Origin of the sequence: Enterococcus canis NBRC 100695 (assembly GCF_001544375.1) — a bacterium.
GTDB classification, from domain to species: Bacteria; Bacillota; Bacilli; order Lactobacillales; family Enterococcaceae; genus Enterococcus_H; species Enterococcus_H canis.
Map to the genome: position 1 here is coordinate 478829 of NZ_BCQJ01000001.1, position 19642 is coordinate 498470.

Genomic DNA, 19642 nt, shown 5'->3' on the forward strand with positions numbered 1-19642 from the left:
CGGTTTTGTAAAGCGAACAAAAGCTTAAATTCTCTGTTATACTTAAAAAGAGGTGATGAAATGTTTGAAAAAATTATGGCAGCTATGCCTGATAAAAGTGAGATTCAACAGATTCAAACGCGCTACCGCATCCAATTAGCCGAAGCTTGGCAGCTTGAGCCAGGCATGCGTCTTTTAGAAATCGGTGCTGGTCAAGGTGATATGACGGCGGTTTTAGCCGCCTTTGTCGGTAAAACGGGGAAAGTGGTAGCCGTAGATACGGCAGCTGGTGATTATGGTGCACCATTAACTCTAGGTGAATCCCAACAAGCTTTAAAACACTCTGCTTTAGGCCCACAAATTGATTTCCATTTAGAAACAGATGTCACTGATGGCACCTGGGATTTTCCACCAGCATCCTTCGATGGTATCGTCATCAGTCACGCCTCGTGGTATTTCCAAGATGCGGCTTTATTAGAGCGTCTATTAACAACAGTTGCTCCTTGGACTAAAGCATTCTATATTGCTGAGTGGCAGTTAGCTGTCACACGCCAAGCGCAGATCCCTCACTACCAAGCCGTCTTATTACAGGCGCAAATTGAGGCTTTTCGGGACACTAGTGAAAGTAATATCCGCACACTCTTTTTACCAGCAGATTTTCAGCAACTACTGGAAAAGCTAGACTTCACGGAACAACACCTCACTTATTTCGAGGAAACTTCCTTACAAGATGGTAGTTGGGAAGTTGGCTACCTGCAGGCTGAGGGCACCCAGCTGATTCAAACGCTGACTGTCCCAGAAAAATATCGTTTTACCTTGTTGCAGCAACTGCATTTGCTCCAACAATATGAGGCACCAGCAGTCGAAAGCCTAGGGACTTTCGCATTACGAGCCCACCGAACTTGATTCTAGCGATAACTTAAAAAGCGCGCGATTGTCTTCGTTACTAGACCGTCGCGCGCTTTTCCTATTAAGAATTATGCTGCCAAAAGTGGCGGGCTTGTTGTTGAATTTCCGCAGCACCTTTAACTGGTTGTAATTGCCAATGGGGTGGCAAATATTGTCGATAATTGGGGCTTAAAAACCGTTCATCTAATAGCAGTACAACTCCCTGGTCCTGCGTATCCCGAATCACGCGGCCAGCTGCTTGCAGGACTTTATTCATGCCAGGGATTTGATAGGCATATTGAAATCCTTGGCGACTCTCATCATAATATTCCTTGATTAGATTTTGCTCTTCACTGATTTGCGGTAAGCCGACACTGACGATAGCTGTTCCAATCAAACGAGTCCCTCGCAAGTCGATTCCTTCAGAAAAAATACCGCCTAAGACACAAAAACCAATGGTAGTTTCAGTAGGCTCTGCTTGAAATTGTGCAAGAAAGTTTTCTCGTTCCTCCTCATTCATTTTCGTATCTTGTAGTAAAATACGTGCATCTGATTGGGCGCTAAAGACTTCGTAGACCTCATCCATAAAGCGGTAAGAAGGAAAGAAAAATAAGTAATTGCCCTTTTTAGCTGTGACTAGCGCCTCTAAACTTGCGACGATTTGCGGAATATTTTGCTGGCGATAGTGATAGGTCGTTTTAATCCCCTCAACTAAAACTAATTGGTGCTCTGGTGGAAAGGGACTGGATAACCTGTAGCCGAGAGCTTCAGCCCCGCCCCCTAAAATATCTTGGTAATAGCTGATGGGAGACAAGCTTGCCGAAAATAAAATGGCCGCCTTGCCTTTATTTAAAGACTGAGCCAAGAGATAAGAAGGATCAATACAAAATTGCTTGATGATCAGATCATAGCTGGTCTTTTCAATATAGGTCACATAATGATCATCATAGAGTTCACTGATTTTGACATAATTTAAACACTCAAAATACAAGCCTAACATTTCTTCTTGTTGCGGGGCTTCAGGATATTCAGCCAACCACTCTTTGGCTTTTTCGGTAAAGCGGTAGACAGCGTCAACTAGACTCGTTACGGGTTCTTTTTGACGGATAAAATCTTTTTCTGCCAAGACATCTCGCATCTGCAAAAATACTTGATTGATTTTATTTAAGCTGCGGGTGATTTTAGGGTAATCCTTCATGACTTTCTTGATCTGCAGAAAGAGACTTTTATTTAAACTAGCAGAATACATATTGCGGGAACGGTCCACCAAATTATGGACCTCATCAATTAAAAACACATTCTCCTTGTTCTCTTCTTCAAAGAAACGCCGCAGATAAACAGTCGGATCAAAGAGATAATTATAATCCCCTACAATGGCGTCACACCACAATGACACATCTAAGGACAATTCAAAAGGACAAAGCTGATGCTTGCGGGCATAGGTCTCAATGATCGGCCGGGTGAATTGATCTTCGTGGTGCAATAAATCCCATAAGCCTTCATTCAAGCGGTCGTAATAACCATTAGCATAGGGACAGTAATCTGGTGTACAGATGCGCTCATCCATGAAACAGATTTTGTCTTTGGCCGTCAAGGTCACGCTTTTCATACGCATACCTCGACGTGCTAAGGCTTCTGCTGCGTCCTCTGCAACTTGACGGGTAATGGTTTTAGCTGTGAGGTAGAAAAAACGTTCAAATTGTTCTTCTCCCATCGCCTTAACTGCCGGAAACATCGTTGAGATCGTCTTGCCCGTACCTGTAGGTGCCTCGACAAACAACTTGCGTTCCGTCAAAATTGTTTTGTAGGCAGCTACCGCCAACTCCCGCTGGCCTTTGCGGTACTCGTCATAAGGAAATGTCAAGCTTTGCATCGACTGATTCCGAATCTTGCGCCATTCTTGTTGAAAAATCAACCATTCTTCATATTTATCTAAAGTATCCTGGAAAAAGACAGCCAATTCAGCCGCTTGATAGTGCCGACGCTGACGTGTGATTTTTTCCTCCGTCGTTTGAAAATAGGTCAATTGGATCGTGATATCACTTAGTCCTTCAGCTTCCGCATAGAGATGACCATAAACCATGGCCTGATACCAGAAAAGGTCTACCTGCTCCGGTAGCAAATCCTCAAAAGCCGGCTCTGAGGTTTTGATCTCATCAATCACGATTCCCTCAGCTTCCGTAATAATCCCATCGGCACGGCCTTCTAAAATGAGCTCCTTGCCATTCAACTGGACTGTTTTCGCCAGCTTGACTTCTTTTTGATAGCCCGCTCCGGCTTCCTTCTGAAGTTTGCGGTGGATCCGCGCCCCTTCCAAGGCAGTATGTTCACTACGGTGACGTTGGTCGATACTCCCTTTACGAAGAACAAATTCTACCAATTGCTTCACCGAGACGCGATTTGTCTTCATCTACTCACCTCTTCCGTTCCATTATAAGGGTTTGTGAACACAAGTAAAGGGTCTGGGAACATGACTCAAAAAGCTATGTCCCAGACCCTTCCTATCCGAATAAGCGGTTCTGCTATCGTTATGCTATTTTTTAAAGTGTGTTTTAAATTGATCCAAAAACCATTGAAAGGCTTTGATATCAATCCCTAAAGCTCGGTAGTTTTCTAAAATCGACTGAATTTCCATCAACAGGTAGCCTAGATAAAACGTGTAAAGTAACGCTACCCCCGCTCCAGCTGGGATCAAATGTGCCACTGGCCAGAAGAATAATAGCAGAAAAATACTCGCTAGTTTGCGTAAGATGCCGTTGATACCTTTCCCAGATTCAAAACATTTCTGTCTTTTTGCCACCCACATGCCTGATAAAAAGTCCACGATCATTGCCAGACAAATCAGGGCTAAAATGTAACATAGCGAACAATTAGATAAGTCGATTATTTTCATCCACTTCAACTCCCTTCACTGTTAATACGTGAAAAGAAGGCAAAGTGTTACCTCTCCTTAAGTAAGCTCGGTATAATGAACAAAAGGAGCTGATTGCATGCACTATCTCTTTGCTTTTACGGGGCCTAGCGGTGCTGGTAAGACGTCGCTAGCTCAGGCCTGTTTCCGAAAAGATCAAAAAATCATTACCCATACTACCCGACCACCGCGAATTGGTGAAAAAGACGGCGTAGATTATTATTTTGAAACGCCAACTTCCTTTCAACGGCTGATAGACAACGAAGCATTGGCAGAGTTTGATCATTACCATCACCATCTTTACGGAATTGCTTGGCAGGATATTCTAAATCATTTAGCTCATGACCACGGAACGGCCGTTTTGACGGTCCCTGGTGTGCAAGCCTTAGCTAGAAAACTTGATAAACAGCTGGTGACTTTTTTCTTGGAGCTACCGCTAACGGTGGCTGAAGCTCGCATGCAGGCACGTGGCGATGAGCCAAAACAGATTGCGGCCCGGCTTTCCACCTTATTAGCTGAACAGCAGCAAGTGGAACAGTTAGCTATTTCCCAGCTGTACCGTCTAGATGCTAGCCGACCCTTACCAGAGCTGATTCAGACAACGAAAGGGATTATTCAACAATATCAATAACGACTAACTCATTATTTCACAAATAGTTAGTCCGATAAATGGACAAAAAAAGACCTTGCCATAAAAGGCAAGGACAAAGGATTGAAATTTGGATTTTTTGGATGAGTTAAGAATAACAGGCGATTCTTAAGCTGCTATTAAAGGCTTTGAAAGAATGAAAAATAATTTGCACATTGTTTTCATAGAATTAGATTATTCAGAATATTCCTACACACTCATAAAAAAATGCTTGACCTTGACGTTGCGTCAAGGTCTAAACTAGTTCTTGTCAGGAGGGAATGCGATGGATTACACGATCCAACAACTTGCAAAGCTGGCCGGGGTCTCCAGTCGGACACTGCGCTACTATGATCAAATCGGTTTGCTAGCGCCGAAACGGCTCAGTGCCAATGGCTACCGAATTTACGGAACAAAGGAAGTCGATCGACTGCAGCAGATTCTTTTCTTTCGTGAATTAGGAATCAAGCTGGAAGAAATAAAAGACCTACTAGCGCAAAATCACGATGAGCTGACCCTTTTGCAACAACATCGCCGCCAATTATCCCAGCAAAAAATGCATTTAGAGCAGCTGCTAAAGCTGGTAGACGAAACCATTGCGGCCAAGAAAGGACAGAAAACAATGACAGATCAAGAAAAATTTCAAGCGTTTAAACAAGAACTAGTCACGAAAAATGAGGAGCAATACGGCGAAGAGATTCGCGAAAAGTACGGCGAGGCCTCTGTAAACCAGGCAAATGCCCAAATGCTTAATATGACCGAAGAACAATATGCTCACTTTGAAGCATTAAGTCAAAAAATCGACCAACTATTAAGAAATGCGGAGCAATTAGTGATTCCCTCCACTGAGGCAGAATCCTTATTCCAAGCCCACAAGGAGTGGTTAAGCATGAGCTGGGGTCGTTATGATGCCGCTGCTCACAAAGGCTTAGCGGATATGTATTTAGCCGACGAACGCTTTACTGCTTACTATGACAAAAATCAAGTAGGTGCAACGCAAAAATTAGTCGCGGCGATTCACTACTACGCCTAAAAATCTCCTGCGCCTTTTCTTAAGCAGAAAGGCTGTATCCTGCCTCACTTTTCCGTTATACTGAAGGCGGAGGCGATAAGAATGTTAGAGATTCTACAAATCAAAACGGGACCAATTCAAGAAAATTGTTATTTGGTCTATAACGACGAGGCACTACTAATTATTGATCCTGGTGCTGAACCAGAGAAACTACAACGAGAAATTGAAAAAATTGGGCGTAAACCCGTGGCAATTTTACTAACGCATACCCATTATGACCACATTGGCGCTGTGGAAGGTCTGCGCCACCATTACGAAATCCCGGTGTACGTCAGTCCTTTAGAACAAGCTTGGCTGGGCGATCCGATTTTGAATCTCTCCGGTTTAGGTCGACATGACGATATTCCTAATATCATCGTGGCACCAGCGGAATTTGAATTTGAAATGAATGATTATACTTTAGGTGGTATGCATTTTTCAGTAGTCCCCACACCCGGCCATTCCATCGGCAGTGTCAGCTTTGTTTTTGACGACTTTGTGGTGACAGGCGACGCTCTTTTCCGTGGCAGTATTGGGCGAACCGATTTGCATACCGGCGACATGCAGCAATTGTTGCATAGTATCAGAACCTATCTGTTCACACTACCAGATGAATTTCCAGCTTACCCAGGACATGGTGAAGCCACTACGATTGAGCATGAAAAACGCACCAATCCTTTTTTCCAAAATCAATAATTCTAGCTATGCTCTTAAAGCGTCTAAAGTTCATTCAACTGAATGATGACTTTAGACGCTTTTTTGCTTAAGAGATTCGCTACTTGAAACAAACACTTTTCAGAACGACCGTTCATTTTCAGTGTCCACCGCTTTTCAAATCTGCTACAATAATAGTAAGGAGTTTTGATTTGAAAGGATGTGTTTTGATGGAAAAGACAACATTATATGTCGTGCGTCACGGTAAAACGATGTTCAATGCGATTGGCCGCACACAAGGCTGGTCTGATACCCCATTGACTAAGGACGGCGAAAAAGCCATTCATTACTTAGGATTAGGCCTACAAGACTATGATTTTGAAGAAGCCTATTCCAGTGATAGCGGCCGCGCGATTGAAACGACCCGTATCATTTTAGGGGAACGTCACGGTAAAAAAATCCCGTATGCCATTGATAAACGAATCCGCGAATGGTGTTTTGGCAGCCTGGATGGCGGTTACGACGGTGAATTATGGGGCGTGGTGCCACGGATTCTCGCCTTTAAAAATTATGATGACATGATGGAAAAACGAATTTCTTACCAAAATTTAGCCGATGCGATCCAACAGGCGGATACAGCCGGCTGGGCTGAACCTTACGAACGGATTCGTGAACGTATTTGGACTGGTTTTGAAGATATCGCTCATAAACGTGAAAAAAACGGTGGCGGTAAAGTATTGGTGGTTTCCCACGGCTTAACGATTTCTTTCTTATTATCATTGATTGACGAAACCATGCCGATGCAGATTGGCCTAGAAAATGGTTCTGTGACCAAATTACACTATGAAAATGGCAAGTTTACGATTGCCAGCGTCAATGATATGCGCTATCTGAATCGTGGTCGCCGTATTTCAGAAGATTTACTCCGTTAACTTTTAAAATTCTAGCCTTTTTGATGTTGGTGGTCCTCACCAGCATCTTTTATGTAAAGAAAAAGACACATCCCCACACTTAGGAAGTCAGCTAACAAGCCGACCTTCGTTTAACGGTGTTGGTATGTGTCTTTCCATTTTGCTAAAAAGCGTACCTGTTCTTTAGGCGAACGCAAAATTATCAGTTGCTTGCCGGTGCCATGGCGTTGCAATAGTTCCTCAATACCTGGATAAGATTGCTTAGGGAAATTCCAGATGAATTTTAAAAAAGCTAGGTATTCACGGTCAAATTTTTCAGTAAAGACTGAAGCCATATCCTCCCGCTTTTTCCCTAAAAAACGTGTTGCTAGCGACCGTTTAATCACCCGCAGTACCGCTTGTGGTCGGGAGATTTGTAACCAGATAATGGTATCCGCCGCCTGCATCCTTGGCCCCATCGTACCACGATAATTGCCATCTATGATCCACTCTCCGTGGTTTTTCATAAAGCTTTGTTGCTCCGCTAAAAAGACTGCTCGGCCAGCTTCTGTTGCTTCTAGCCTATGCCAAATACGATCTAAATGTAATACCGGCACTGCTAATAACTGCTGTAACTCTCTCGTCATGGTAGATTTTCCGGCACCGCTTTGACCAATCACGATGATTTTCATGCTGACCCGCCTTTCTACTCGACTGCTGTAGCAACTCCGATCTCTTCCCCTGGCTCTACATGTCCGTGCACTTCAATCAATAAATGCTCAACTTGGGCCATATTAGTCAAAACCACCACCATAGTCGTTTCTTTCCCTTCCTGGCGAATCTGTGCCAAATCGACTTCTGCAATACGGGTGGTACTATTTACTTTGTCCCCTTCACGAACTTGAAGTTTAAAAGGTGCCCCTTTTAAACCAGCCGTATCAATCCCCATATGTAAAAGGATTTCCAGCCCATTTTCCATTTTAAAGCCCACTGCATGCTGTGACTCAAAAATATTGATAACTGTTCCACTAACTGGCGCAAAAATGCGCCCATCATCTGGCAATACAGCGTACCCATCGCCGATCATCCGTTGTGAGAAAACTGGTTCGTCTAACTCTGACAACGACAACATTTCGCCAGCCGCAACCGCATACAAAGACCCAGTTGTCGGTTTCTTTTTAAACAACCTAAACACACCCTGCACTCCCTTCTTTCTCGCAAAGAACAGTATAGGGAAGTCTAGTGTGAAATACAAGCCGCAAGCCGTGAAAAATTGAAAAAATCCGTTGATTGATTCTGCTTCCCTTAACCATTTCTTAACCAATAATGTGGGGTTTCACGTTGGTTTTTCCAAAAAAGAACGGTATACTTAACAATGGTTTGATTAATGAGAAAGGAATGAATGTATGGATTTTTTAAATATTTTAAAAGCGATCCTGTTGGGGATTATTGAAGGGATCACGGAATGGCTGCCTATCAGTAGTACTGGGCACTTGATCTTGGCGGATGAGTTTATTAAACTGCAAGCCTCTGATGCCTTTATGAGTATGTTCAATGTCGTGATCCAGTTGGGTGCCATCTTAGCGGTGGTAGTTTTGTACTTCCATAAGTTGAACCCCTTCTCACCAACTAAAACGGATATTGAGAAAAGAGATACATGGTCGCTTTGGTCAAAAGTTCTGATTGCCTGTGTACCAGCCGCAATCATTGGCTTACCTCTAGATGACTGGTTAGATGCACATTTCCACAAATTTTTACCCGTTGCTATTATGTTGATTGTTTATGGGGTTGCTTTCATTATTGTTGAAAAACGCAACAAAAACGTTACACCTAAATGTACAGATTTAAACAAATTCACCTATAAGGCGGCAGCGATTGTCGGTATCTTCCAAGTGCTAGCTTTAATTCCTGGGACATCTCGCTCTGGGGCAACTATTTTAGGAGCAATTTTGATTGGTGCCTCACGTTTTGTCGCTACTGAATTCTCTTTCTTCTTGGGAATTCCCGTGATGTTCGGCGCTAGTGGCTTGAAGATTTTCAAATTCTTGAAAGATGGCAACAGCTTCACTTTAGGTGAAACTACTATCTTATTGGTAGGCTGTATCACTGCCTTTATCGTTTCAATCATCGCCATCAAGTTCTTATTGAACTTTATTAAACGTAATGATTTCACCGCCTTTGGTTGGTATCGTATCATCCTAGGTGCTATCTTGATTGGCTACTGGCTAATCGCCTAAAAAAGCTGTGACTGGTTAATAGCCGGTCACAGCTTTTTTATAATCATTATCATTAATACCTTTTGAACATTACTAGCTAGTTCCTCCTTATTACTGATAGATCAGTGTCCTATCACCATCATAATGAGAACTACTATCATTCTCATTTACGATATTTCATTATCAATTAGCTTATTGATATGCTATAGTAATGGTGAAGGAGGGGTCGTTATGAACTCAGAAGAAAAGCGAGCGTTGCGCGATACGCTAGGCTGTTTGTTATTTATTATCATTGGACTTATTTTAGACTGGCAATTTCCACCGTTGGCTCCTTTGGCCTTCAGTCTTGCCATTTTGATTGGGGGCTACCGCCAAACTTGGGAAGGACTGCAGGAAACATGGACACATCGGCATTTGAATGTTGACCTCTTGATGGCCTTGGCTGCGATTGGCGCCGCCATTATTGGTAATTGGCTGGAAGGTGCTTTGCTGACCTTTATTTTCTGCTTAAGTGGTGCCCTAGAAGAATACGCAACAGGTAAAAGTAAACGAGAGATTTCTCAGCTGATTGCGATGCAACCAGAAACCGCACTGAAAATTGTGCAGGGGCAAACTCAAGAAGTCCCTGTCGCTTCTTTAGCGGTGGGGGATCTAGTACTGGTTCCTAAAGGCGCCAATATCCCTATTGACGGTCGGTTAAGCACGCCAGCTTTGGTGGATGAGTCGGCGGTTAGCGGTGAATCAGTCCCGCTGGATAAACAGCTAGGTGACGAAGTGTTTGGCGGAACCTTGAATCTGGGGGAAGCCTTAACTCTGACGGTCGCAAAAGTCAGTACAGACACCCTCTTTGCCAAGATTATCCAATTAGTCGAAGAAGCACAAAATACGCCATCAGAAACAGCTTCATTTATTGATAAGATCGAAAATATCTACGTAAAAGTCGTACTATTATCAGTGCCGCTTTTGATTTTTGGAACTCATTTTGGTCTAGGCTGGGACTGGCAGGAAAGCTTTTACCGCGGGATGGTCTTGTTAGTGGTCGCCTCCCCCTGTGCATTAGTCGCGTCCGCAACACCAGCTACCCTTTCGGCGATTTCCAATGGTGCTCGTCACGGCTTACTCTTTAAAGGCGGTATCTATTTAGAACAGCTTTCAGACTTACGAGCCATCGCCTTTGATAAAACCGGCACCTTGACCTATGGACGTTTAACAGTGACGGATGCCTACTTTTTAAAGGAAGAGGCGCTAGCTAAACAAATTTTAGTTTCGATGGAACAAACCTCTTCTCATCCCTTAGCTCAAGCAATCGTCCATCGTTTTCAAGACGAAGTAACGACAATCGCGGTAACCCCTAAAGAGATTCCTGGTCAAGGAATGGAGGCCGAAGTCGCAGGACAGCTCTGGCGCATTGGAAAACCTGACACGTCACTTAGCCCCGCCGCAGTTCAGCTGCAACAAGCTGGTAAAACGGTGATTTGCTTAACAAGAGAGCAAGAGTTGATCGCCTACTTTGGTCTCCTAGATACCCCCAGACCTGAAGCTAGCAGTGTGATTGCTTATTTGAAGGAGCAAGGTATCCACACTACGATGCTAACCGGTGATAACCAACAAACGGCCTTGGCAGTAGGAACCGCGTTAGGGTTAGATGAGATTCATGGCGGCTGTCTTCCGCAAGAAAAAACTCGCTTGATTCAGGAGCAAAAAGCCGCTTTTGGTACCAATGCTATGATTGGCGATGGCATTAATGATGCACCAGCACTGGCCAACGCCACTATCGGCTTTGCCATGGGGCAAGGAACCGCGATTGCGATGGATGTAGCGGATGTCGTGTTAATGAAGGATGACTTGACTAAACTGCAAATGAGTCATCAACTGTCATTGAAAATGAAACGAATCATTACCCAAAATATTTGCTTTTCCGTTGCGGTTATCCTGTTCTTGATCTGCAGCAATATCTTACAGCTAATCAATCTCCCCTTTGGCGTTGTCGCCCATGAAGGCAGCACCATTTTAGTCATTTTAAATGGCCTGCGCCTATTACGGAGCCTACCAAACGAAACAGTCCAAACCTCAACTGAACCGTTGCCTTATTAGCCATAATCAGCAAAGACCGATGACGCACTCTTTGTCATCGGTCTTTTTTGGTAAAGTCGTTTTTGCTAGCAAGAAAATTGGCTGGATAAGTTTTCCTAAGTTACTTCATCGAACTCGATTTTTTCAATACTAACCGACTTTTGTCTTAGTTTTTTTTCGTCAGAGACATTTAAGTAAGCTATGTTATAATCAGTGCGGAGGTGCTACCGTGAAAAAAGGAGTACGCTTATGGGTCCTACTTACCGTGACCTTCGTCACCACCTTATGTTTATTATTGTCGCTTTTTTACGGCATTTTAACCTTACAAACGGCTGACCACGTCAAAGAAAAAGAAGGGCAGCAATTATTACGAGTCGGTCGGCAGCTAGCCTTGGAACCGACTATTCAACAAGCTGTTGCTGCGGATGAAGCAAGCACTGCTTTACAAGCCCGTAGCTTAGAAATTGCCGATATCTACGGCTTTGATTTTATTGTTTTTCTAGATATGGCCGGCATTCGCCTCACACATCCAGATCCCGCAAAAATTGGCGGACATTTTGCCGGCAACGATGAGTCTCCTGCTTTAGCGGGAGAAGAACACCTCTCTGTCAGTCATGGAACGCTTGGAGAATCCTTGCGTGGCTTTGTCCCGATTTATTATCAGCAACAGCAAGTGGGTGTGGTGGCCTTGGGTCTGAAAGTGACCTCCCTTAGCACCCTTGCCGCTCGTTCTAAAGAGAGTTACACATTGGCGCTTGTGATTAGTTTAGTAGTTGGCCTAGCGGTTTCCTTGTTAGTGGCTTACTATTTAAAACGCCAGCTCCATAACTTGGAGCCCCGAGAAATCGCTCAGCTTTATGAAGAACGTAATGCCATGCTAGATGAAAGTAAAGATGTCATCGTAGTCACCAATCTTGAGCAGCAAATTTTACTGGCAAATCACGCGGCAGAGGCTCTCTATCAGCAAATGACTGGCGAAATGAGCTTGATTGGTAAACCGCTGACCGCTTTATTGCAAAAACCTTTTCGAAAACAAAAAACGGAACAGCTTTATCAGCAAAATGGCCAAGATTTTTTGTTGTCTATCGCGCCAATCCGTGTCAATCAGCGACCTAAGGGCTCCATTTTCTTTTTAAGAGATGCGACAGAGACCTTTCTTATTACGGATCAATTACGCAATACGACTGCTTATGCCTCAGCGTTACAAAGTCAATCCCACGAGTTCATGAACCGGCTCCACGTAATTTATGGGCTAGTTGATCTTGAGGCCTATGATGAATTGCAAATCTATTTAAGAGACTGGCTGGAACCCGAAGAAGCTTTTGCACAACAAATTGCCTTTCTCGTGAAAGATCCCCTCCTCGCCAGCTTTTTATTGGGAGAACGCCAAAAATTTGTTGAGAATAAGACACCCTTGCTGCTTACGTTAGACAGTATTCCGCTTTTACCGGCCGCTTGCATGACGAAGTGGTTGACTTTACTCCGTTATCTCCACCGCTTTTTATTGCAGAATGGGCAAGGCGAAGTCCAGCTCCAGATCCATTATGGCGCTAGCCTAACGTTTCATTACACCATCGCCGCGTTAACGGATCAATGGCAAGGGACGGCTTTCTTTGAAGAATTACTGGCAGAAACCCATAGTACCTTTGAAGAAGACTACTCAGAAACAGCGGTAAACCTCTACCTTACTTTTTCCTTAGGAGATGACTATCATGAAGATCTTGATCGTTGAAGATGATACTATGGTTCAGTTGATTCATAAACGCTATCTTGAGCGCTTAGGCTATGCAGATATTCTGACTGCGACTACGCCGGCGGCTGCCCGTCAACAGCTTCAAGCAACGGCAGTCGACCTGGTTCTCTTGGATATTCATTTGCAAAACGAAAATGGGCTGACTTTATTACGGGAATGGCGCCAAGCTTATCAGCCTTTTGAAGTCATCTTAATCACCGCCGCCAATGAGGTCCGCTACGTGAAAGAAAGTGTTCAGTTAGGTATTGTGGACTATCTGATTAAGCCTTTTACTTTTGAGCGTTTTGCTAAAAGTATCCAATTAGCAGCGGACCGTCAGTTGCCAACTACCACACTCACGCAAACTGATTTAGATCAGTTTTTACATACTGAAACGCCGTCAGCCACACCCACCTTGGCCTTAGAGAAGGGCTTGACCCAAGAGACACTGCAGCTAGTTTATCAGGCTAGTCAGACCTTAGCGCAGCCTTTTACCATCCAAGCATTGGCAGCTGCCAGCGGGCTCTCCCATGTTTCAGTGCGCAAATATGTCTTATTTTTGGAACAACGACAGCTCCTCACAAGTGAAAAAGTCCACGTGAAAGTCGGTCGTCCTTACCAAGTTTACCGTCTACTAGATAACCTAGATGAAGCAAATCTGCTTTTAGATAGAAAGGAACCCGAGAAATGAAGAAAATCGTACTGTTCTTTTTGGCAGGACTAGCTTTAGCTGTAATCGGCGGGCTTTATCTATTGCCAAAAGAACAAACTGCTCATGAAAAAGCACTGTTTAATGCGCCACCAAAAATCTGGGTAATTTCTGACACCCACTATTTGGCAGAAGAATTGTATGATGATGGCAGTGCCTTTCAATTTATTGAAAAAACCAGTGCCGGCAAAGACCTCCGGCGTGCCGAGGCGCGCATGGAAGCCCTGCTGGCACAAGCCAAGGTGGAAAAACCGCAAGTCTTGATTATCAGTGGTGATTTGACCATGAACGGCGAAAAAAAGAGTGCCGAAAAACTGGCAACACAGCTAGCTGCCTTTGAAAAAGCCGGTATTGAAGTTTTCGTAATTCCAGGAAACCACGATATCCACGATGGCTGGGCTCGTAAATATGTAGGAGATAAGCAAGAAAAGACCGCGCAAATCTCGCCAAAAGATTTCAAGGAGATTTTTGCGGCCAACGGCTATGATCAGGCCATGGCCTCTGATCCGGATTCTCTAAGTTATACAGTGCCCTTAACCAAGGATTTGACCTTGCTGATGATTGACAGCAATCTCTATTCTCTTGATACGTCGATTTCTGCACCTGTCACGAAAGGACAAATTTCTGAAGATTCCTTGAACTGGATCAAAGAACAGCTGGAGACTGCAAAAAAAGCTCACAAACAAGTCCTGCCGATTCTTCATCACAACCTTTTCAAACATAATGATCAGGTCAATAAAGGCTACGTGTTAGACGATACCCGTCTGCGGGAAATGCTGGCAGAATTCAAGGTGCCTGTGGCCTTTTCCGGGCATATCCATGCACAGGATATTTTGACGGAATCAGTAGCGGGTCAGCCCCTCACAGAGATCGTTAGCGGTTCCTTTGCCATTACACCGAATGGTTATGGTGAAGTGACTTTCAATCATCAACAGCTCCATTATCAGCGCAAAGAGCTGGTGATGACCAAATGGGCCCAAGAAACCAAACAGACAGATCCAACCCTATTAGATTATGATCAGTACCGTGAAGAATTGTTTGATAAGAGTGGTGAAGAAATGGCTTACCGGCAACTGCTGGAATCTGAGTTGACGGAGGATCTTGATCGTGCCGATCGTGTAGCGCAATACGTTGGTAAGATCAACACCCGCTTCTTTAAAGGAGCCGACTACACACCAAGTGCAGCGGATCAGCAAAAAATGAAGCAAGATCCTGATTACCAGACCCTCCAATCACTGCCAAAAAACTTTTTACAATCTTATATTGATTCGATTCTTTTCGATACCAACGATAATGATTTGGACGTAACGATTGCCTTTCCCATGACTGAAAAATGATGCCTCTTTCTGAAAAATGCCTGTTAAGGGAAAAAACTTGTCAATAAATCATTGCATTGATAAGTGGCTTTAGGTATAATGACTAGTGTTGAATTATATTCAGTCCGACTGGGTATAAACCCTATTTCTGGAGGTGACAATAAATGCCAAATATTGAATCTGCAATCAAACGTGTGAAAACTAGCGAAAAAGCTAACGAAAAGAACTCATCTCAAATGAGCGCTATGCGTACAGCTATCAAGAAATTGGAAGCAGCTGTAGCTGAAGGTGCTGACAACGTGGATGCGTTATATAAAGAAGCGATCAAAGCTGTCGATATGGCTGAATCAAAAGGATTGATCCATAAAAACAAAGCTGGCCGCGACAAATCTCGTTTAAGCAAATTAGTTAAATAATGACAAGAAGTCTTGGAGCTTGCTCTGAGACTTTTTTATATGCGAAAAGGCTGTTAGAATCGGTTTATCACTGATTCTAACAGCCTTTTTAGGCCCGCCCTTGTCGGAGCAAAAATAATTCAAATAATAATTCTTTTTCCATCTTACCCGTTTTGATGCGGCTGTCTTCTTCCACTAGCTGATCAAATAAACGAGCTAAACCCGCTAACGAAAATTTTTGTACTTGTTGCATCGCTAACTTGACTCGGTAAGGATGAATGCCCAGTGTCTCCACAATATTGGCCTGTTGGTAGCCAATCTGCATCAAAATTTTCGTCTGCAGTAATAAACGAACCTGCCCAAGTAAAATCGCAATCAGTTTGATTGTTTCTTCCCCTTGCAGTAATAAATCATGATACAAACGCAACGCCTGATCGGCATCACCCTTTAGCACATATTCTGTCATATCAAACAAATTATGTTCCAGCGACTTCGGTACTAAATCCGTGACGGCGCTTAGGGTAATCTGTTTATTCTCACTGGCATATAAAAATAGCTTATTCAACTCACTCATACCTCGAGCAAGATCCAGGTCGGTCAATTGGATAAAGCGCTCAAAGGCATCTGGTCGAATCTGATAGCCTTCATTCGCGATAGTTTGTTGTAAATAACGACGCAGGTCTTTTTCACCTAAAGGAGCTGCTTCAATCAGCACTGCCTGTTTCTTTAAGGCTTTCGTTACTTTTTTTCGTTCATCTAATTTTTCAACCGCCGCATGCAAAACTAAAATCGTGGTTGGGGATGGCGCTTGTAAGTATTGCAGCAATTCTGCCATCTCATGATCTGGGCCACCGCTGACTTTTTCAGTCGTTAAAAAATACGGGTGCTCAATAAATACCAAGCGATAATCGCCAAAAAAGGGGATCGTGGCTGCCTCCTCCACCGCAACAGATAGAGGGGTTTCGTCCATATCGAACGAAGCATAGTTCAGCTCATCATCCGGTGATTGGATCACCTGTGCCAAAAGGGCCTGCTTAAAGCGTTCCGCTAAAAATCGATCGGTTCCCACCACTAGATAGACGGGGGCTAGCTTGCCCTGATGGATATCCGTGATAGCCGTTTGTACATTCATGTCGTCTTCCTCCGGCTTTTATCTTATCATGCCCACCTTTGGAAAACTAGTCTTGACTTCTTTCTAACACTACTCCGGTTATCGTTTCACGTAAGCGTACCATGCCATGCTGATCGGTTCGCCACACCGGAATTTTTTCAGCCGCCATCGTGTTCAACACTTCTGGGTGCGGATGGCCGAAGCGATTATTTAGTCCGCAGGAAATAACCGCTAATCTAGGTGCTACGGTAGCTAAAAACTGTGGATGACTAGAAGTTCGACTACCATGGTGTCCTGCTGCTAAAAGATCAGCCTGTAAATTCTTGCCATATTTTTTTACCAGTTCCAACTCGCCCGTTTGTCCTAAGTCACCAGTAATCAAGAGATTTCGGTCTAGTACCCGCAGTTTCACTACAAGAGAATCTTCATTGGCTCCTGTTCCAGCCGTAAAGGGATGTAATACTTGCAGCCAGCTCTTCGAGGCTTGTTGGCTAGCTAACAAGCCTTGTACCGCGATTCCTTGCTTCCTTAAAGCCAGCAAAACTTGTTGAAATTTTGGCTCATTTTGTGCGCCTTCAGGATAAAAGACTTGTCTGATGGAAATAGTCTCCGCCAAGGTCAGTAAGTCGCCCATGTGGTCGGTGTCGCGATGGGTAATGAAAACAGCATCTAAATGCGTGACGGCTTGACTTTTTAAATAAGGCAGTAAGGTATTTTCAGCATTGGCTTTCAATGGGCGCTGTCGCCAACCCTCAGTCTGAAAGCTGACCCGCCCGCCAGTATCCACTAATATATTTTTACCTTGTGTGCGGATAAAGGTACTCGCCCCCTGCCCCACATCAATAAAGGCGATTTGGTCTTGCGGAAATTGCAGCAGCACAAAAATAGTACCCCAACAAAGTAACAGCCATTTAAATCGTCCCGGCTTCAATAGACACCAAATGCCTAAAAGTAATAACCCCACGGTGAGTGGATAGGACAGTCGGCCCATCACCCATGAAAATGAAAGCTGTTGCCCCCAATCTAAGCCCCGCTCCAAAAACTGGCACAACTGATTCAGAAATGCACTAAAAAAAGGCAAAGGAACACATAAATGTACCAGTAACAGTGGCAGCAACAAGCTAAAGACTGGCGTCAATAAAGCCGTCCAGAGAATCGACAACGGCTGCCACTCGTAAAAATGATAGCTTAGCACTGGCAGCAACAACAGATTCAAGCGCAGTGACTGTTTTAAAAGTGAGCCCGATTTTTCCACCGCTAACAAAAAACTGAAACCATAAGAAAGCTGTCCGGCTGCTGTCAGCAACATTCCCGGTCTGACTAAAAGACCCACGATTACCGCAATACTCCAACAATCTAACCCTTGCCAATCCCACTGAAAGCGGCGACTCAACTCGCGGGCGACAAATTGACTGACAGCGCGTAAAATACTAATGGTTGCGCCTGCCAAGCCTAAATAAAGCAGCGCTATTCCGCTTAATAACCACGCACTTCTTTCAATCGTGACGCCACTGCGATAGAGCAAATAACGTAAACAGCCGAATAGAATGCTGATATGCATCCCCGACAAGCTGAAAAGATGCATGATGCCTAAGCCTTTACTCCGTGTTAAAATCGGTTCAAAAGTGGCATCCTTGGCACCAAATAGTAAGCCATTGGTCCATCTGGCAACCGCCGCTGGAAATTTTTCCCGGATATGTCGTAACAAGCGAGCCCGCCACTGATGAATGCTTAGCCGCTGGGACGGCTGCGTTTGAACCTCAATTGTCTCCGCTGAAAATTGTTGTGGTTGTCCCAATAAACGCTGGTAATTCCGATAATCAAAGCCCTCCAAATTACGACGACCGCGTGGTAACGAAAATTCACCGGTTAAACGTAAGGTTAAAACCGCCGTTTGTTTTTGCCACCATTGCTGCTCTGCCTCCGTACGTAGCTGGTAATAGACTGGAAATAATTTTTGCCCGCGGGCTGTAAACTGCAACTGATCCCCTGCTACCTGAATCGTATCAGGTAATATTTCAATTTGGTTTAAATCCTCCTTTACAGGACGCCCAGTCCAACCCATAAAACAGGCGAAAAAAAGACCGAACACAAGACACCTAATCTGAAGAAAAGGCAGTTGCGTTCGGTAAATTCGAAAAAGTGTATAGAGTAAAAAGCCAATTGTCGTCCAGTGAGGAAAAAAGAAACAACCGGCAATCCCTGCTAAGAGCCAAGCAGAAAAAAGCCATAAACCCGCCATAGTTTGACGTTTACTCAAGCGTCGTATCCTCACCAAATTGCAGTTCAGTAAAATATTTCTTAGAAAGCGTGACTTGATCCACAGTCGCCCCAACTTGCTTAATTAAGTCCAGCGCATAAGGATCATTGCGGTAATCTTTCAAATAGTGGATTTTTTTGATACCCGCCTGCAAAATCATCTTGGTACATTGCAAGCAAGGAAAATGAGTGACATAAATCTCCGCATTCTCAGTTGGTACCCCAAACTTCGCACATTGCAAAATTGCGTTCATTTCCGCATGGATTGTGCGCACGCAATGTCCATCTACTACATAGCAGCCCTCGTCGATGCAATGGACATCGCCACTAACCGAGCCATTATAGCCTCCTGCAATAATCCGTTTATCCCGCACAATCGTTGCCCCTACAGCTAAACGAGAGCACGTACTCCGCATTGATAGCAGGACACTCTGCGCCATGAAATACTGGTCCCAAGGGATTCGTTCAAAAGAATTGATTTCCTTCGTATTGTGTTCGTTCAGTTGATTTTGTTCTGGTCTCGTTGTCATACCTATCTCCTCACTTAGCTAGTTTGTTAGATTTTGTCTCATATCTTAAGGGATTTATCTCAAAGCGAATATTGTAAAAAATAACGATACTACTGATGCAATAGCTATCCTAAATTTACCATAGAGTCTGAATTTTGGGTATGAGTTTTTTTCTTCTACGCAGCCGTATTCAATTTTCAAGGAACTCAACAAAAGACTACTACTTGCCTGTTACTATCAATTACGAAAAACAGGCGACTTTTGAAAAAAAGTCTAGGACCTAACTCAAAAAGTTAGGTCCTAGACTACTCCTATCCGAAT

The 19642-nt window shown here is 43.9% G+C and carries 18 protein-coding genes; 11 read left to right on the plus strand and 7 right to left on the minus strand.

Going from position 1 to position 19642, the window contains the following annotated elements:
- Positions 1 to 60 precede the first annotated feature (60 nt).
- Complete coding sequence (locus tag ECA01S_RS02425) at positions 61 to 885, plus strand: class I SAM-dependent methyltransferase (RefSeq protein WP_067390510.1); 825 nt, start codon at positions 61 to 63, stop codon at positions 883 to 885.
- A gap of 64 nt (positions 886 to 949) precedes the next feature.
- Here the strand turns inward: ECA01S_RS02425 and ECA01S_RS02430 are convergent, their stop codons facing one another.
- Positions 950 to 3277, minus strand: a complete 2328-nt coding sequence (locus tag ECA01S_RS02430) for an ATP-dependent DNA helicase (protein WP_067390513.1) — start codon at positions 3275 to 3277, stop codon at positions 950 to 952.
- Between the two features lie 123 nt (positions 3278 to 3400).
- On the minus strand, positions 3401 to 3760 hold the full coding sequence (locus tag ECA01S_RS02435; RefSeq protein ID WP_067390516.1) for a phage holin family protein: 360 nt from the start codon (positions 3758 to 3760) through the stop codon (positions 3401 to 3403).
- A 97-nt stretch (positions 3761 to 3857) separates the two neighbouring features.
- On the opposite strand from ECA01S_RS02435, the gene ECA01S_RS02440 reads away from it, so the two are divergent.
- From ECA01S_RS02440 to ECA01S_RS02455, 4 genes are all read left to right on the plus strand, one after another.
- Complete coding sequence (locus ECA01S_RS02440; protein WP_067390519.1) at positions 3858 to 4409, plus strand: guanylate kinase; 552 nt, start codon at positions 3858 to 3860, stop codon at positions 4407 to 4409.
- A 283-nt stretch (positions 4410 to 4692) separates the two neighbouring features.
- Positions 4693 to 5439 carry a MerR family transcriptional regulator gene (locus tag ECA01S_RS02445; RefSeq protein ID WP_067390522.1) on the plus strand — a complete coding sequence of 249 codons (747 nt, stop codon included), beginning with the start codon at positions 4693 to 4695 and terminating at the stop codon, positions 5437 to 5439.
- An 81-nt stretch (positions 5440 to 5520) separates the two neighbouring features.
- Positions 5521 to 6153, plus strand: coding sequence for an MBL fold metallo-hydrolase (locus tag ECA01S_RS02450; RefSeq protein ID WP_067390525.1), 633 nt, complete (start codon positions 5521 to 5523; stop codon positions 6151 to 6153).
- Positions 6154 to 6338: 185 nt separating this feature from the next.
- Positions 6339 to 7043, plus strand: a complete 705-nt coding sequence (locus ECA01S_RS02455) for a histidine phosphatase family protein (protein WP_067391113.1) — start codon at positions 6339 to 6341, stop codon at positions 7041 to 7043.
- Between the two features lie 110 nt (positions 7044 to 7153).
- Here ECA01S_RS02455 and ECA01S_RS02460 read toward each other — a convergent pair whose 3' ends face one another.
- Both ECA01S_RS02460 and ECA01S_RS02465 read right to left on the minus strand, forming a co-directional pair.
- On the minus strand, positions 7154 to 7693 hold the full coding sequence (locus tag ECA01S_RS02460) for a P-loop NTPase family protein (protein ID WP_067390528.1): 540 nt from the start codon (positions 7691 to 7693) through the stop codon (positions 7154 to 7156).
- A gap of 14 nt (positions 7694 to 7707) precedes the next feature.
- Positions 7708 to 8196, minus strand: coding sequence for a PTS sugar transporter subunit IIA (locus ECA01S_RS02465; protein ID WP_373277530.1), 489 nt, complete (start codon positions 8194 to 8196; stop codon positions 7708 to 7710).
- Between the two features lie 211 nt (positions 8197 to 8407).
- On the opposite strand from ECA01S_RS02465, the gene ECA01S_RS02470 reads away from it, so the two are divergent.
- From ECA01S_RS02470 to rpsT, 6 genes are all read left to right on the plus strand, one after another.
- Entirely contained in the window at positions 8408 to 9238 is an 831-nt protein-coding gene (locus ECA01S_RS02470; RefSeq protein ID WP_067390534.1) for an undecaprenyl-diphosphate phosphatase, read from the plus strand.
- Positions 9239 to 9448: 210 nt separating this feature from the next.
- Complete coding sequence (locus ECA01S_RS02475) at positions 9449 to 11311, plus strand: heavy metal translocating P-type ATPase (RefSeq protein WP_067390538.1); 1863 nt, start codon at positions 9449 to 9451, stop codon at positions 11309 to 11311.
- Positions 11312 to 11519: 208 nt separating this feature from the next.
- On the plus strand, positions 11520 to 13022 hold the full coding sequence (locus ECA01S_RS02480) for a Spo0B domain-containing protein (protein WP_067390542.1): 1503 nt from the start codon (positions 11520 to 11522) through the stop codon (positions 13020 to 13022).
- Positions 13003 to 13713, plus strand: a complete 711-nt coding sequence (locus ECA01S_RS02485; RefSeq protein WP_067390545.1) for a response regulator — start codon at positions 13003 to 13005, stop codon at positions 13711 to 13713. Before ECA01S_RS02480 ends, ECA01S_RS02485 begins: the two co-directional genes overlap by 20 nt.
- Complete coding sequence (locus ECA01S_RS02490) at positions 13710 to 15068, plus strand: metallophosphoesterase (RefSeq protein WP_067390549.1); 1359 nt, start codon at positions 13710 to 13712, stop codon at positions 15066 to 15068. Before ECA01S_RS02485 ends, ECA01S_RS02490 begins: the two co-directional genes overlap by 4 nt.
- 143 nt (positions 15069 to 15211) lie before the next feature.
- Positions 15212 to 15463, plus strand: coding sequence for a 30S ribosomal protein S20 (gene rpsT, locus ECA01S_RS02495; RefSeq protein WP_067390552.1), 252 nt, complete (start codon positions 15212 to 15214; stop codon positions 15461 to 15463).
- 88 nt (positions 15464 to 15551) lie between these two features.
- Here the strand turns inward: rpsT and holA are convergent, their stop codons facing one another.
- Genes holA through ECA01S_RS02510 form a run of 3 tightly spaced genes read right to left on the minus strand, consistent with a single transcriptional unit; the run spans position 15552 to position 19342 of the window.
- Positions 15552 to 16574 (minus strand): DNA polymerase III subunit delta, encoded by a 1023-nt coding sequence (gene holA / locus ECA01S_RS02500; protein ID WP_067390555.1) that lies wholly within the window; start codon positions 16572 to 16574, stop codon positions 15552 to 15554.
- Between the two features lie 46 nt (positions 16575 to 16620).
- Complete coding sequence (locus ECA01S_RS02505; RefSeq protein WP_067390558.1) at positions 16621 to 18813, minus strand: DNA internalization-related competence protein ComEC/Rec2; 2193 nt, start codon at positions 18811 to 18813, stop codon at positions 16621 to 16623.
- Complete coding sequence (locus tag ECA01S_RS02510) at positions 18806 to 19342, minus strand: ComE operon protein 2 (protein ID WP_071858931.1); 537 nt, start codon at positions 19340 to 19342, stop codon at positions 18806 to 18808. The genes ECA01S_RS02505 and ECA01S_RS02510 overlap by 8 nt, the downstream gene beginning before the upstream one ends.
- Positions 19343 to 19642: the final 300 nt, after the last annotated feature.